Consider the following 12,327-nt stretch of genomic DNA (forward strand, 5'->3'; position numbering starts at 1 on the left):
CCATGACCGATCTCATCAAGCTCTCGGCTGCCGCCCTCAGCACCCTGCTCGCCGATGGTTCGGTCAGCTCCGTGGAAGCCACACGCGCCCACCTCGACCGCATCGCGGCAGTGGACACCGACCTCCACGCTTTCCTGCACGTTGCCGCGGATGAGGCCCTGACCACGGCCGCCCGCATCGACGCGCAGCGCGCCGCCGGTGACGTACTGGGGCCGCTCGCCGGCGTGCCGATCGCGATCAAGGATGTTCTGGCCACCCGGGACATGCCGACAACCGCCGGTTCCAGAATTCTGGAGGGCTGGATCCCGCCCTACGACGCGACGGTTGTGGCGCGACTGCGCGCGGCCGGCCTCGTTCCGCTCGGCAAGACCAACATGGACGAGTTTGCGATGGGTTCCTCCACGGAGCACTCGGCCTACGGTGTGACACGTAACCCGTGGGACCGTGACCGCATCCCCGGCGGGTCCGGAGGCGGATCGGCGGCTGCCGTCAGTGCCTTTGAAGCGCCCCTGGCTCTCGGCAGCGACACCGGAGGCTCGATTCGCCAGCCTGCTGCTGTCACCGGATCCGTCGGCGTCAAGCCGACCTACGGCGGCGTGTCCCGATACGGGGCCATCGCCCTCGCCTCCTCACTGGACCAGGTGGGACCGGTCTCCCGCACGGTTTACGACGCGGCCCTGCTGCACGATGTCATCGGCGGCCACGACCCGCTCGACTCGACGTCGCTGTCCGAGACCTGGCCGTCGATGGCCGCCGCCGCGCGCGCCGGCCTTAACGACGGCGCGCTGAAGGGCGTTCGGGTGGGCGTGATCAAGGAACTGTCCGGCGACGGGTTCCAGGCCGGCGTCAGCCAGCGCTTCATCGAGACCCTCGCCCTGATGGCCGCCGCCGGCGCCGAAATCGTGGAGGTCTCCGCACCGAACTTTGAGTACGCTGTCGCGGCGTATTACCTGATCCTGCCCGCGGAGGCATCGAGCAACCTTGCCCGATTCGACTCCGTGCGTTTCGGAATCCGGGTCAACCCGGCCGACGGGTCACTCACCAGCGAGCGTGTTATGGCCGCAACCCGAGAGGCGGGTTTCGGCCCGGAGGTCAAGCGCCGCATAATTCTCGGCACGTACGCCTTGAGCACGGGCTACTACGACGCGTATTACGGCAGCGCGCAGAAGGTGCGTACGCTCATCCAGCGCGACTTCGAGGCGGCCTTCGCCCAGGTCGACGTGCTGGTGTCACCGAGTGCACCGACCACCGCGTTCAAATTCGGTGAGAAGCTCGACGACCCGATGGCCATGTACCTCAACGACGTGACCACCATCCCGGCCAACCTTGCCGGAGTGCCCGGGATGAGCCTGCCCATCGGCCTTGCGCCCGAAGACGGCCTCCCGGTCGGCCTGCAGATCATGGCCCCGGCCAAGGCGGATGCGCGGCTCTACACCGTCGGTGCCGCTATCGAGGCGCTGCTTGAGGCCGCCTGGGGACACACCATGCTCGACCAGGCACCGGTGCTCGCGCCGAGCCCGGCAATTTCCGCGATCACAGAGGGAGCCGTCTGATGAAGAAGGCCGCATTGATGGACTTCGACACGGCCCTCGAGCTGTACGAGCCGGTGCTCGGCTTCGAGGTACACGTTGAGCTCAACACCAAGACCAAAATGTTCTGCGGGTGCGCCAACGAGTTCGGTTCCGGAGCCAACACGAACACGTGCCCGACCTGCCTGGGCCTGCCGGGGGGGCTGCCTCAGGTGAACCAACAGGCGATTGAATCCAGCATCCGCTTGGGCCTCGCCCTCGGGTGCGAGATCGCCGAGCACTCCCGGTTCGCCCGCAAGAACTACTTCTATCCCGACACGGCGAAGAACTTTCAGACGAGCCAGTACGACGATCCGATCTGTTACGACGGGTCGCTGACGATCGAGCTGGAAAGCGGACGAGTCGTCACGGTCGAGATCGAACGCGCCCACATGGAAGACGATGCGGGAAAGCTCACCCATGTCGGCGGGTCCACCGGACGCATCCAGGGTGCCGACTACTCCCTCGTCGATTACAACCGCGGCGGCGTGCCGCTCGTGGAGATCGTCACGCAGATGATCGAGGGTGCCGAGCATGACGCCCCCGAAATTGGGCGCACCTACGTGGCGGCCGTCCGTGAAATCGCCAAGGCCCTCGGCGTGAGCAACGCGCGGATGGAAGAGGGCAACATTCGCTGTGACGCGAACGTCTCCCTTCGTCTCCGTGGTTCCGGCGTGCTCGGCACGCGCACCGAGACCAAGAACGTGAACTCACTGCGCTCCGTCGAGCGCGCGGTTCGCTATGAGATCCAGCGTCAGGCCGCCGTTTTGCATGCCGGGGGCACGATCACCCAGGAAACCCGCCACTGGCACGAAGACACCGGTGTCACGTCGGCCGGTCGCCCCAAGAGCGACGCCGACGACTACCGCTATTTCCCGGAGCCTGACCTCGTGCCGATGGCACCGTCTCGGGAATGGGTCGAAGAGCTTCGACTGACCCTGCCCGAGCCTCCGGCTGCCCGGCGCAAGCGTCTGCAGGCAGCCTGGGGATTCGCCAACCTGGAGTTCCAGGACGTGGTGAACTCCGATCTGATGGATGCCGTCGAGGCCACAGTCGCCGCCGGGGCGTCCGCCCAGTCCGCCCGCAAGTGGTGGACCGGCGAGATCGCGCGGCTCGCGAACGCCGCGGGTGTCAGTGCCGAGTCGCTGGTGCAGCCGGCCCAGCTCGCTGCCCTGATCGAACTGGTCGACGCGGGAACTCTGACGGACCGACTGGCCCGTCAGGTGCTCGAGGGCGTCATCGCCGGTGAGGGCACTCCCGCCGAGGTCGTGGAGAAGCGGGGACTCGCGGTCGTCTCCGATGATGGTGCTCTCATCAGCGCCATCGACTCCGCTCTCCTGAGTCAGCCCGACGTGCTCGCCAAGATCCGCGACGGCAAGGTGCAGGCGGCCGGCGCAGTGATCGGTGCGGTGATGAAGGCCATGAAGGGCCAGGCAGACGCCGCCCGGGTTCGGGAGCTCGTGCTTGAACGCGCCGTCTCGGTCGAAACGAGCGAGTAGGCATGTGGAAGAAACGCGACCCGGAGGCCGCACCGGTCATCTTCGGCGTCGGCGTGCAGGTCATCGTGCGGCTCGACCGGACCCGGTTCCCGGATTCCTTCGTTGACGATCCGATCGGCGTGATCGTGGCACCCGGAGAGCTCAACGGCTCGTCGTTCTACGTGCCGACAGCCGTGCGTGAAGCGGTCTGGGAAGTGGCGTTTGAGGAGCCGTTCTACGGGCTTGATGGTTCGGGACCGCACGACTCGGCGAAAATTCCGCAGAGTTTTCTGGAAGTGGCACCCGAATCATGAACGATGTGGAAACCCGGCGGGTGCCGACGCCGTCCGAGCTTCGGCGTTGGCGCCAGTACCTGGCCGACGAGCTCGCCGAGGCTGCGGTGTATCGCGATCTCGCCGCGCGGAGGGCGGGCGAGGAGCGTGCAATCCTCCTCAGCCTCGCTGAGGCGGAGGGACGACACGAGGCGCACTGGCGCCGGATGCTCGGCGATCAGGTAGGGCCGAAGAGGAACGGTGCGATCCGCACTCGCCTGCTCGGTTTTCTGGCGCGCAGATTCGGATCCGTGTTCGTGCTCGCCCTGGCGCAACGCGCCGAATCACGCTCGCCGTATGACAAAGACCACGACGCGACAGGCGCCATGGCGGCCGATGAGCGGATCCACGAAGAGGTCGTGCGCGGATTAGCTGCCCGCGGCCGCAAGCGATTGTCCGGAAGCTTTCGGGCGGCCGTCTTTGGCGTCAACGACGGTCTGGTCAGCAACCTGGCCCTTGTTCTGGGAATCGGTGCAACGGGGGTGCCGGCCGCCACGATTCTGTTCACGGGGCTGGCCGGACTCCTCGCGGGAGCGCTCTCGATGGGTGCCGGCGAATACGTATCGGTGCGTTCCCAGCGGGAGCTGCTGGAGGCGTCGAGCCCGACGACGACCGCGAAGAGCGTGCTGACCAGCCTCGACCTCGAGGCCAATGAGCTGACCCTCGTGTACCGTGCCCGGGGAATGTCACCCGAGAAGGCCGAGTTGCACGCCAAACAGGTGCTGCGCACGGCCGAGGTGGCGACCCATCCGTTCGAGGCCGCTGATACCCGAGCGGTCATGCCGCCCGTAGACGAGCACGAGGCAGTGGGAACCGGAATCGGGGCTGCCTCCTCCAGCTTCTGCTTCTTCGCGTCAGGTGCCCTGCTGCCCGTCCTGCCCTACCTGTTCGGGATGAGCGGCCTGTCGGCGATTGTGCTCGCCACCGTACTCGTGGGAATCGCCCTGCTCGCCACCGGTGCGGTCGTGGGCTTGCTTTCTGGCGGTCCGCCGCTCCGTCGTGCGCTGCGCCAGCTTGCCATCGGCCTCGCGGCCGCCGGCGTGACCTATCTCCTGGGTCTCGCCTTCGGCACGAGCCTCGGTTAGGTTCTGGCGATGACGGTCACGCTCGTGTGGGCGCAGAGTCGGAACGGACTGATCGGCGCAGGGGGTGTGTTGCCGTGGAGCCTGCCGGAAGACCTGGCCCGCTTTCGCGCACTCACCCTGGGCGGCGCGGTGCTCATGGGACGCAAGACCTGGGACGCGCTGCCCGACCGGTTTCGGCCCTTGCCGGCACGGTTGAACATCGTGCTGACCCGTGCACCAGACCTGATGCCGGTGGGTGCTCTGTCCGTCACTACCCTCGACGACGCTTTCGCTGCCGCCGAGGGGCGCGAAGTGTGGGTTATCGGTGGGCGCGAGGTCTTCGATCAGGCATTCGAGCGTGCCGACGTGCTCGAGGTCACCGAGATCAACGCCGATGTCGTGGGGGATACGAGAGCGCCCGAGATTCGGTCCGGCTGGAGCATCAGCCGCGCCCATCCGGAGCAGGGTTGGCACGTCTCAGAAACAGGACTCGAATACCGCTTTCTGCGCTACACGAGGGGCCCGATCGCGGGTTAGAGTTTGTGAATGGGCAAGCAGGATGGGAGCGAGCGGCAGGTCACGACCACTCCGGTGGACGACTCAACCGCGACCATCCTGCATGTGGATCTTGATGCATTCTTCGTGTCCGTCGAGCTGCTCGACCATCCGGAGTTTGTGCACCAACCCGTGATTGTGGGGCACCGTTCGGGGCGCTCTGTCGTCACGGCCGCCAACTACATCGCGCGCCGGTTTGGGATCAACTCGGCGATGCCGATGGCGCTCGCCCTGCGCAAATGCCCCTCGGCCGTGGTGCTGGAACCTCACATGAGCGCCTACAAGCACTACTCGGACCTGGTCATGAGCATCTTCGACGACGTGACCCCGCTCGTGGAGCGGCTCGGCATCGATGAAGCGTTTTTGGACGTGGCGGGCGCTCGGCGTTTACACGGTTCTCCCGCGGTCATCGGAGAACAGATCCGAGCCCGCGTGTTCGCCGAGACGGGCCTGGTCTGCTCGGTTGGCGCCGCCTCCACGAAATTTATCGCCAAGCTCGCCTCCGGCCTGGCGAAACCCAACGGGCTGCTGGTGGTGCCGGCAGAGGACACCCTCGCGTTTCTTCATCCGCTACCCGTGAAAGCCATGTGGGGAGTAGGCGCCACGACAGAGGAGGCGCTCGTGCGCTTGGGACTGCGCACCATCGGGGACATCGCAGCGACCCCTCTGCCGGTCCTGCAACGTTCGCTGGGCGAGGCATCCGGGCGCAAACTACATGAGCTGTCCTGGGCGAGGGACCCGCGGGCCGTCACCATCGAGCGTGAGGAGAAGAGCGTTGGACACGAGGTCACCTTTGAACATGATGTGACGGATGTGGCGGAGCTGCACAGCGAACTGCTGCGACAATCCCATGCCGTGGCCGTGCGTTTGCGACAGGCAGGGATCGTCGGTCGGCGGGTGGTTCTCAAATTGCGTTACACCGACTTCAGTACCGTGACCCGGTCACGCACGCTCGCGGAATCGACCAATGTGGGGCGACGCATCTATGACGAAGCTGTGGCTGCCTTCGACGTTCTCGCGGTGAACGGCATCCGCGTCCGGCTGATCGGGGTGCGGATGGAGCAGCTATCGGATGCGGACAGCCAGGGTCTTGCCCTCTGGGATCCGGACGAAGACTGGCGCGGTGCAGAGCTGGCCGTGGATACGGTGACCGCACGCTTCGGCCGTGGCACGGTACGACCGGCGTCGCTGTTCAAACCAACGCGGGAACAGTGACGAAGGGGTAGCCTATGGGGATGACTAGCCTTCCCGAAAAGCTTGCAGACACATTCCGTTCCGCCGGTGTCAAGGCGGCCTACGGCGACCCCGTGCAGATCGACGGCGTGACACTGATCCCCGTGGCTTTGGCCTGGTACGGCTTCGGCGGCGGGGACGCGGGAGAGCAAGGCTCCGGCGGCGGCGGGGGCGGGGCGTCCGTGCCGATCGGTGCCTACGTGAAATCGGCCGGGACCGTGCGCTTCGAGCCCAACGTCATTGCGCTGGTCGCTGCGGCCGTGCCCTTCATCCTGGTGACCGGCCACGCCCTGTCCCACATCATCCGGGTACTGAAGAAATAGTCAGCCTCGTCGTGGCGTAGCCGGTCCTTTCCCGCGTGACCGCCGACGCAGCCGGTCTGGCCAGCGCCACGGCCCGTGCACGGGCAAGCCTCGCGCGATGCGCCGGCGGCGCATCAGTGCGGCGCGCATCATCAGCAGCATCAACGCCGCGCCGACGAGCACAATCACGACGCTCATGCACAGAACCTCATTCCGTGAGTCTAGGCGTCCCGTTAGACTGGGGGCGAACACGGGAGTCCGGTGAACCGGGCTGAGAGGAAGCTGTAGAGCTTCGACCGTCGAACCTGATGCGGGTCATGCCGACGCAGGGAGACTTCTCGTACCCGTGCCCACCTGCACGCGTCAGTCGACGTGGGCATCTACGGAAAGGGCACGACCAATGCACGCAACACCCACCATCCTTGGCGCCACAACAGCCACGCCCCGATCGCCTCGCAACTTTCGGTGGCGGGTTGTGGACATCGTCGTGGCCAGCGTCATCGGCGTCGCCAGCGGCGTCATCTTCTGGGCCTGGGGCCTCGCCTGGTCGCCGCTCAGCGGTATCCTCGCGTTCACGCCCGGGCTCGAAGGGCTGCTCGCCGGTGGTTGGCTCTTCGCCGGCGTGCTCGGGGGCCTGGTCATCCGCAAGCCCGGGGCCGCGCTCTACACCGAGGTCATTGCTGCGGTCGTGTCGATGCTGATCGGCACGCAGTGGGGGTTCTCCACCCTGATCTGGGGAGTCGTCGAAGGACTGGGCGCTGAAATCATCCTGGCGTTGTTCTTCTACGCCAACTTCCGCCTGGGCGTGGCGTTGCTGGCCGGCGCGGGTGCGGGGGTCGCGGTCGGTCTGCTCGACACGACGTTCACGAGCTACGTCGCGCTCGATTTCGGATACAAGGTCGTGTACTTCGTGTCCGCTGTCGTGTCCGGCACGGTGCTGGCCGGATTCCTGTCCTGGCTGGCGGTGCGCGGTCTCGCTCGCACAGGAGCCCTGAGTCGGTTCGCGAGCGGCCGGGACGCGCGCGTCGTCGACATCGCAGCGCGGTAGCGGATGCCCGCACACACCAGTCGGCCCGGCCGACCTGCCGCGGCGCGCGTAACCGCACGGGGGTGGGGCTGGCGCCACGCCGGACGCCGGAAGTCGGCGGTTTCCGCGCTCGACCTTGACATCGCTCCGGGGGAGCGGGTACTGCTGCTGGGCGCGAGCGGTGCAGGCAAGAGCACCCTCATCCACGCTCTCGCCGGGGTGCTGGGCGACGAGGAAGACGGGGATTCCACCGGTGAACTTCTGATCGACGGTCGTCGTGCGGCCGATGCACGGGGCCGGGTCGGCCTCGTGTTGCAGGACCCGGATTCGCAGGTGGTGCTCGCGCGCATCGGTGACGATGTGGCGTTCGGCTGCGAGAATCTCGCCGTACCTCGTGCCGAGATTTGGCCCCGGGTACGCGCGGCCCTCGCCGCCGTCGGCCTCGATCTGCCCCTGGACCATCCGACATCCGCTCTGAGCGGCGGGCAGAAGCAACGTCTGGCCTTGGCCGGTGTTCTCGCGATGGAACCCGGGCTGTTGCTCCTTGACGAGCCGACCGCGAATTTGGACCCCGCCGGAGTGATCGAGGTGCGCGATGCGGTGGTGCGGGGCCTCGACCGGTCCGGGGCGACCCTCGTGGTGATCGAACACCGCGTGGCCGTCTGGCAGAACGTCGTCGACCGGGTGATCGTTCTCGATCCCGCCGGCGGTGTGCTGGCCGACGGCCCGACCGACCAGATTCTTGCCCGGGAGGGCGAACGGTTGTCCCGTGCCGGCGTGTGGGTGCCCCATATGGCACTCAGCGAACCCGTGCGAGCGAGCCACTCCTCGACTGCAGCGCCCGAGCTCCTGCTCAGCGCCGATGTGCTCGCGGTCGGGCGCATCCCTTTCGCGCGGCGCAAGGCCTCCGTTGTCGCGAGCGATCTCACCCTCGACGTGCACGCGGGCGTTGCCACCGCGGTGACCGGGCCGAACGGCGCCGGAAAATCCACCTTGGCACTCACGCTCGCGGGCCTTCTGTCGCCGGCAGCCGGCCGTCTGCGGGCGGCAGAGGCGCTGGCGGAAGGAATCGGGCCAGAACCGTTCCGCTGGCGTTCACGGCAGCTGCTCACCCGGATCGGTACCGTTTTCCAGGACCCGGAGCATCAGTTTCTGGCCGCAACGGTACGGGATGATCTTCTCATCGGCCCGCGCGCCCTGGGTCTGGGAGTCACCGATCAGCGGGCACGGGTCGACGAATTGATGCAGCGCCTGCGTCTCGACCACCTGGCGGATGCGAACCCGTTCACCCTCTCCGGAGGGGAAAAACGCCGACTCTCCGTGGCGACAGTTTTGGCCACACGTCCTCGCGTGCTGGTTCTGGACGAACCGACTTTCGGCCAGGATTCTCGGACGTGGCAGGAACTCGTACTGCTTCTCGCCGAACTTCTCGATGGGGGGACGGCCCTGGTGGCGGTTACTCACGACGAGAAGTTCGTCGAGGTGCTCGCCGACGTGAACTACGCGCTCGCGGCCGCACCGCAGGGGCTGGCCGTGGCCTCATGAGCATGCTGACACCCCTCATTCGACCGAGTGCGGTCGCGCGGCTGAATCCCGTTGCGAAGCTGGCTGTCGCCCTGATCGTGAGCTGCGCGCTGCTCCTGTCGATCGATTGGGTTTCCGCGGGGGTCGCTCTTCTGCTGGAGAGCATCCTGCTGGGCTGGGCAGGGCTGAGCGCGAGGCAATTCTGGCTGCGCACCGCACCGGTATGGATTGCGGCACCGCTGGCATCCGTCACGACCGTGCTCTACGGTCAGGATTCCGGGACAACCCTATGGCAGTTCGGTTTCATCAGCGTGACGGAGGGATCAGCGGCTCTCGGCCTGGCGATCGGCCTGCGCGTTCTCGCCATCGGGCTGCCGGGTATCGTGCTGCTGGCCACGACGGATCCCACGGACCTTGCCGACGGGCTCGCTCAGGTGCTTCGGCTTCCGGCACGATTCGTGCTCGGGGGGCTGGCCGGCCTGCGGCTTGTCGGGATGTTCATCGAGGACTGGCGTTCCCTCACTCGTGCGCGTCGTGCGCGTGGGGTCGGAGACGGCGGGGGAGTCGCCGGCGCTTTCCGGCGCTTCGTCGGTCCAGCCTTCGCGCTTCTGGTGATCTCGGTGCGGCGGGGGAGCAAACTCGCGACCGCCATGGAAGCCCGCGGCTTCGGCTCTGATGAGCCGCGCACCTGGGCGCGGGAGTCCCTCTTCGGTGCCGCCGATGTGGCCCTCATCGCACTCGGCGTCGTTATTGCGGGGTTGGCCATCGCGGTGGCGGTCTGGGCGGGAACGTGGAGCTTTGTCCTCGCCTGAGTTGCTCGACCCGATCCTGCTGGCCGTGACCATCGCTCGGCCGAATTCGGTCGTGCTCGTCGATGGTCCCAGCGGCGCGGGCAAGAGCACGCTCGCCGATTCGCTGCGGCGAGCCTGGCCGGGCGAGGCCGTCCCCACGCTCGTGCGGCTCGACGACATCTATCCGGGCTGGGATGGCCTCGATTCAGCCATTGCGCACCTGCGATCCCACGTTCTCGAACCGCGCCGGCGGGGGCGTTCGGCGGCCTGGCAACGCTTCGACTGGTCCACCGGACGCACCGCGGACTGGACAGCCGTGCCGACAGACCGTCCCTTGATAGTGGAGGGCTGCGGCGCACTCTTCGCGGGCACCGAGGCCCTCAGCGACGTGCGGGTGTGGCTCGATGCCGATGATGCGTTGCGCAAGGGACGCGCCCTCGCCCGCGATGGCGACCTTTTTCGGGAGCACTGGGACCAGTGGCAGACCGAGTGGGTGGCCTACTGCGCCCGGGAGCAACCGAAAGGGCGCGCGACCATTCTGCTGAGGTCCCGCTGACGCTGACGCTGACGCTGACGCTGACGCTGCCGCCTTAGCCGCGAGAGTCGAGCAGGGCCTCGATCAGGGGAATGGGATGTGTGAGCCGCCATCCAGGCCCGGGGGCACTGATCGTGGAGTCGAGCTTGAGAGAGGATGATGCTTCGCCGGCTGTCCCGGACACCGCGATATGGCCGATGACCTTGCCCTCTCGGCCGTCGACGACCGGGTCGAGTGTGATGTCCGGAGTGGTCGTCGCCGCTGCCTGCCACGCAAAGCGGGTTTTGGACACGCCCACGACGCCGGAGGCGGACGGTCCCCAGACGGTCTGGAAATTCACATACTTATCGCCTTGTCGAAGCACGGGGAGGTCGCCCACGCCAGCGCGAGCGCTGTCCATCAGCGCGACGAGATCGGCAGTGAGGGTGTCATAGTCGGGCTCACCGACGATCGCACCCGAGAAAGCAAAGGTCCGGTCGCCGTCATCGATCCGTGCGGTAAACAGGAAGCACACGCCGGCGGCATCCGTGTAGCTGCGCGAGATGCCGGTGATGCCCTCCTCGGGCAGGTACGCGGTCGTGTTGTCGACACCGCGTCGGCCGGCGAGGGCGGACGCGGGGCTCGCCAGGATCTCCGAGATCACCGGGCTCCCGGCGGCGAGGCCGGCGACGGCCGCGAGGTCCGTGCCCGTGCCGACGCTCGCGTCGTGCAGACCGGTTGCGTCGACGACGCTCGTGTCGGACAGTCCCGCCTTCGCGAGCCAGGCCGTGGCAGCCGTGACGTATGCATCGATGGAGCCGAAGGCCCACCGGGCGATCGTGTCGGCGTGGTTGTTGCTCGATCCGAGCAACATCGCCTGCAACAGTTCCTGCTCGCTCCAGACCTCGCCCTGGAAAACCGTCACGGTGCGAGCGCCGACCGCTGTGTAGTCGAGATAGCTCTGGTAATCGGCCGTGGTGAGGGTAACGGCCGGTCCTGGCTCACCGGCAGCAAGCGGTTTCTCGTCGAGAACGACCAGGGCCGTGATGACCTTGGCAATGGAGGCCAGCGGGAGCGGATCGGCGGTGCCACCGGCGGCAATGGGCGCGAGCGGCGTCACCGGAGCCTCAAGCGCTCCGGAATCGGATACGGTCAAGGCGGAGACGGCGCTCGTGCCGGCGACCGGAAGTACCGGAGGGCTCACCGTGCCGGAGGCAGTGGGTGCGGGGAGAAGCGTCGCGGTCGCGGCGGGGAGGGGACCGAGCAGCGTTGCGGGCCCATAGACGCCGACCGCCAGGATAGCCACGGTTCCGACCAGCACACCGATGAATCTGCCGGGACGAAATGTGCTCATGGGTCAAGGCTAACCCGCGGTGCTCTAACTCCAGCCGAGCTCGTGCAGCCTGTCGTCGTCAATGCCGTAGAAGTGGGCGATTTCGTGCACAAGAGTCACGTGGATCTGGTCGCGGAGTTCGTCGAAGTCGTGGCAAATCGCCAGCAGGGGCTCCCGGTAGACCACGATTCGGTCGGGCATCTCCCCGAAACCATACTGTCCGCGTTCCGTGAGTGCGACTCCGTCATAGAGTCCGAGGATGTCCAGCGTGCCATCTTCGGGTCGGTCTTCGACGACGAAAATAATGTTGTCGAGACCGTCAATCATCTCGTCTGGCAAGAGATCGAGCTCATCCACCACGAGACGTTCGAATTCGGACGCGTCAAGCTGCAGCATCCGACTACGAACCGGAACACTGATGTCACGGACCATACATTCACGCTACTGCTGATAAATCATTGGGGTGAGTAACGGGGATTGAACCCGCGACCTCCTGGACCACAACCAGGCGCTCTGCCAACTGAGCTATACCCACCATGCGTCCCTTCCTCTTGCGAAGAAGGGCAACTCATGAATTCTATTACACCTGAGCACCGAAGTTGTGCA

The 12,327-nt window shown here is 66.6% G+C and carries 14 protein-coding genes, 1 tRNA gene and 1 riboswitch; of the genes, 11 read left to right on the top strand and 4 right to left on the bottom strand.

The annotated features are described in order from the left end of the window. Nucleotides 1-2 precede the first annotated feature (2 nt). From gatA to JF66_RS07815, 7 genes are read left to right on the top strand one after another with little or no spacing between them, the layout of a single operon-like run. Nucleotides 3-1,553 (top strand): Asp-tRNA(Asn)/Glu-tRNA(Gln) amidotransferase subunit GatA, encoded by a 1,551-nt coding sequence (gene gatA / locus JF66_RS07785; RefSeq protein WP_035876806.1) that lies wholly within the window; start codon nt 3-5, stop codon nt 1,551-1,553. After that, nucleotides 1,553-3,067: an Asp-tRNA(Asn)/Glu-tRNA(Gln) amidotransferase subunit GatB gene (gene gatB / locus JF66_RS07790; protein ID WP_035876779.1), complete on the top strand. Its 1,515-nt coding sequence runs from the start codon at nt 1,553-1,555 to the stop codon at nt 3,065-3,067. The genes gatA and gatB overlap by 1 nt, the downstream gene beginning before the upstream one ends. Before the next feature lie 2 nt (nt 3,068-3,069). After that, nucleotides 3,070-3,360 (top strand): hypothetical protein, encoded by a 291-nt coding sequence (locus JF66_RS07795; protein WP_051973276.1) that lies wholly within the window; start codon nt 3,070-3,072, stop codon nt 3,358-3,360. Next, nucleotides 3,357-4,463, top strand: coding sequence for a VIT1/CCC1 transporter family protein (locus JF66_RS07800; protein WP_035876781.1), 1,107 nt, complete (start codon nt 3,357-3,359; stop codon nt 4,461-4,463). The genes JF66_RS07795 and JF66_RS07800 overlap by 4 nt, the downstream gene beginning before the upstream one ends. Before the next feature lie 9 nt (nt 4,464-4,472). Beyond that, nucleotides 4,473-4,979: a dihydrofolate reductase gene (locus JF66_RS07805; RefSeq protein ID WP_035876782.1), complete on the top strand. Its 507-nt coding sequence runs from the start codon at nt 4,473-4,475 to the stop codon at nt 4,977-4,979. A gap of 9 nt (nt 4,980-4,988) precedes the next feature. Continuing rightward, nucleotides 4,989-6,212: a DNA polymerase IV gene (gene dinB, locus JF66_RS07810; protein WP_035876784.1), complete on the top strand. Its 1,224-nt coding sequence runs from the start codon at nt 4,989-4,991 to the stop codon at nt 6,210-6,212. A 20-nt stretch (nt 6,213-6,232) separates the two neighbouring features. Beyond that, nucleotides 6,233-6,553, top strand: coding sequence for a hypothetical protein (locus JF66_RS07815; protein ID WP_035876785.1), 321 nt, complete (start codon nt 6,233-6,235; stop codon nt 6,551-6,553). Here the strand turns inward: JF66_RS07815 and JF66_RS22920 are convergent, their stop codons facing one another. Beyond that, the gene (locus tag JF66_RS22920; RefSeq protein ID WP_156109692.1) at nt 6,554-6,730 is read right to left on the bottom strand and encodes a hypothetical protein; all 177 of its coding nucleotides are present in this window, start codon (nt 6,728-6,730) and stop codon (nt 6,554-6,556) included. Between the two features lie 42 nt (nt 6,731-6,772). Continuing rightward, a riboswitch (TPP riboswitch) is annotated at nt 6,773-6,881 on the top strand. A gap of 51 nt (nt 6,882-6,932) precedes the next feature. Between JF66_RS22920 and JF66_RS07820 the strand changes: the two genes are divergently transcribed. Genes JF66_RS07820 through JF66_RS07835 form a run of 4 tightly spaced genes read left to right on the top strand, consistent with a single transcriptional unit; the run spans nt 6,933 to nt 10,430 of the window. Beyond that, nucleotides 6,933-7,580, top strand: a complete 648-nt coding sequence (locus tag JF66_RS07820; RefSeq protein ID WP_035876787.1) for an ECF transporter S component — start codon at nt 6,933-6,935, stop codon at nt 7,578-7,580. A 3-nt stretch (nt 7,581-7,583) separates the two neighbouring features. Beyond that, nucleotides 7,584-9,104 (top strand): ABC transporter ATP-binding protein, encoded by a 1,521-nt coding sequence (locus JF66_RS07825; RefSeq protein ID WP_035876789.1) that lies wholly within the window; start codon nt 7,584-7,586, stop codon nt 9,102-9,104. Next, the gene (locus tag JF66_RS07830) at nt 9,101-9,895 is read left to right on the top strand and encodes an energy-coupling factor transporter transmembrane protein EcfT (protein WP_035876791.1); all 795 of its coding nucleotides are present in this window, start codon (nt 9,101-9,103) and stop codon (nt 9,893-9,895) included. Before JF66_RS07825 ends, JF66_RS07830 begins: the two co-directional genes overlap by 4 nt. Beyond that, the gene (locus JF66_RS07835; protein WP_231556345.1) at nt 9,882-10,430 is read left to right on the top strand and encodes an ATP-binding protein; all 549 of its coding nucleotides are present in this window, start codon (nt 9,882-9,884) and stop codon (nt 10,428-10,430) included. The genes JF66_RS07830 and JF66_RS07835 overlap by 14 nt, the downstream gene beginning before the upstream one ends. Before the next feature lie 34 nt (nt 10,431-10,464). Here JF66_RS07835 and JF66_RS07840 read toward each other — a convergent pair whose 3' ends face one another. The 3 genes from JF66_RS07840 to JF66_RS07850 all read right to left on the bottom strand — a co-directional run bounded on the left by JF66_RS07840 (nt 10,465) and on the right by JF66_RS07850 (nt 12,256). Further along, on the bottom strand, nt 10,465-11,742 hold the full coding sequence (locus JF66_RS07840; protein ID WP_035876794.1) for a D-alanyl-D-alanine carboxypeptidase family protein: 1,278 nt from the start codon (nt 11,740-11,742) through the stop codon (nt 10,465-10,467). A gap of 24 nt (nt 11,743-11,766) precedes the next feature. Beyond that, a complete protein-coding gene (locus JF66_RS07845; protein WP_035876811.1) occupies nt 11,767-12,117 on the bottom strand; it encodes a metallopeptidase family protein in 351 nt (116 codons plus the stop codon). A 63-nt stretch (nt 12,118-12,180) separates the two neighbouring features. Then, a tRNA-His gene (locus JF66_RS07850) sits at nt 12,181-12,256 on the bottom strand. Nucleotides 12,257-12,327: the final 71 nt, after the last annotated feature.

Origin of the sequence: Cryobacterium sp. MLB-32, from assembly GCF_000738085.1 — a bacterium.
Classification (GTDB): Bacteria; Actinomycetota; Actinomycetes; order Actinomycetales; family Microbacteriaceae; genus Cryobacterium.

Coding starts and splice junctions, on each gene's coding strand:
- gatA (WP_035876806.1), top strand. CDS start 3: ATGACCGATCTCATCAAGCTCTCGGCTGCCGCCCTCAGCACCCTGCTC.
- gatB (WP_035876779.1), top strand. CDS start 1,553: ATGAAGAAGGCCGCATTGATGGACTTCGACACGGCCCTCGAGCTGTAC.
- JF66_RS07795 (WP_051973276.1), top strand. CDS start 3,070: ATGTGGAAGAAACGCGACCCGGAGGCCGCACCGGTCATCTTCGGCGTC.
- JF66_RS07800 (WP_035876781.1), top strand. CDS start 3,357: ATGAACGATGTGGAAACCCGGCGGGTGCCGACGCCGTCCGAGCTTCGG.
- JF66_RS07805 (WP_035876782.1), top strand. CDS start 4,473: ATGACGGTCACGCTCGTGTGGGCGCAGAGTCGGAACGGACTGATCGGC.
- dinB (WP_035876784.1), top strand. CDS start 4,989: ATGGGCAAGCAGGATGGGAGCGAGCGGCAGGTCACGACCACTCCGGTG.
- JF66_RS07815 (WP_035876785.1), top strand. CDS start 6,233: ATGACTAGCCTTCCCGAAAAGCTTGCAGACACATTCCGTTCCGCCGGT.
- JF66_RS22920 (WP_156109692.1), bottom strand. CDS start 6,730: ATGAGCGTCGTGATTGTGCTCGTCGGCGCGGCGTTGATGCTGCTGATG.
- JF66_RS07820 (WP_035876787.1), top strand. CDS start 6,933: ATGCACGCAACACCCACCATCCTTGGCGCCACAACAGCCACGCCCCGA.
- JF66_RS07825 (WP_035876789.1), top strand. CDS start 7,584: ATGCCCGCACACACCAGTCGGCCCGGCCGACCTGCCGCGGCGCGCGTA.
- JF66_RS07830 (WP_035876791.1), top strand. CDS start 9,101: ATGAGCATGCTGACACCCCTCATTCGACCGAGTGCGGTCGCGCGGCTG.
- JF66_RS07840 (WP_035876794.1), bottom strand. CDS start 11,742: ATGAGCACATTTCGTCCCGGCAGATTCATCGGTGTGCTGGTCGGAACC.
- JF66_RS07845 (WP_035876811.1), bottom strand. CDS start 12,117: ATGCTGCAGCTTGACGCGTCCGAATTCGAACGTCTCGTGGTGGATGAG.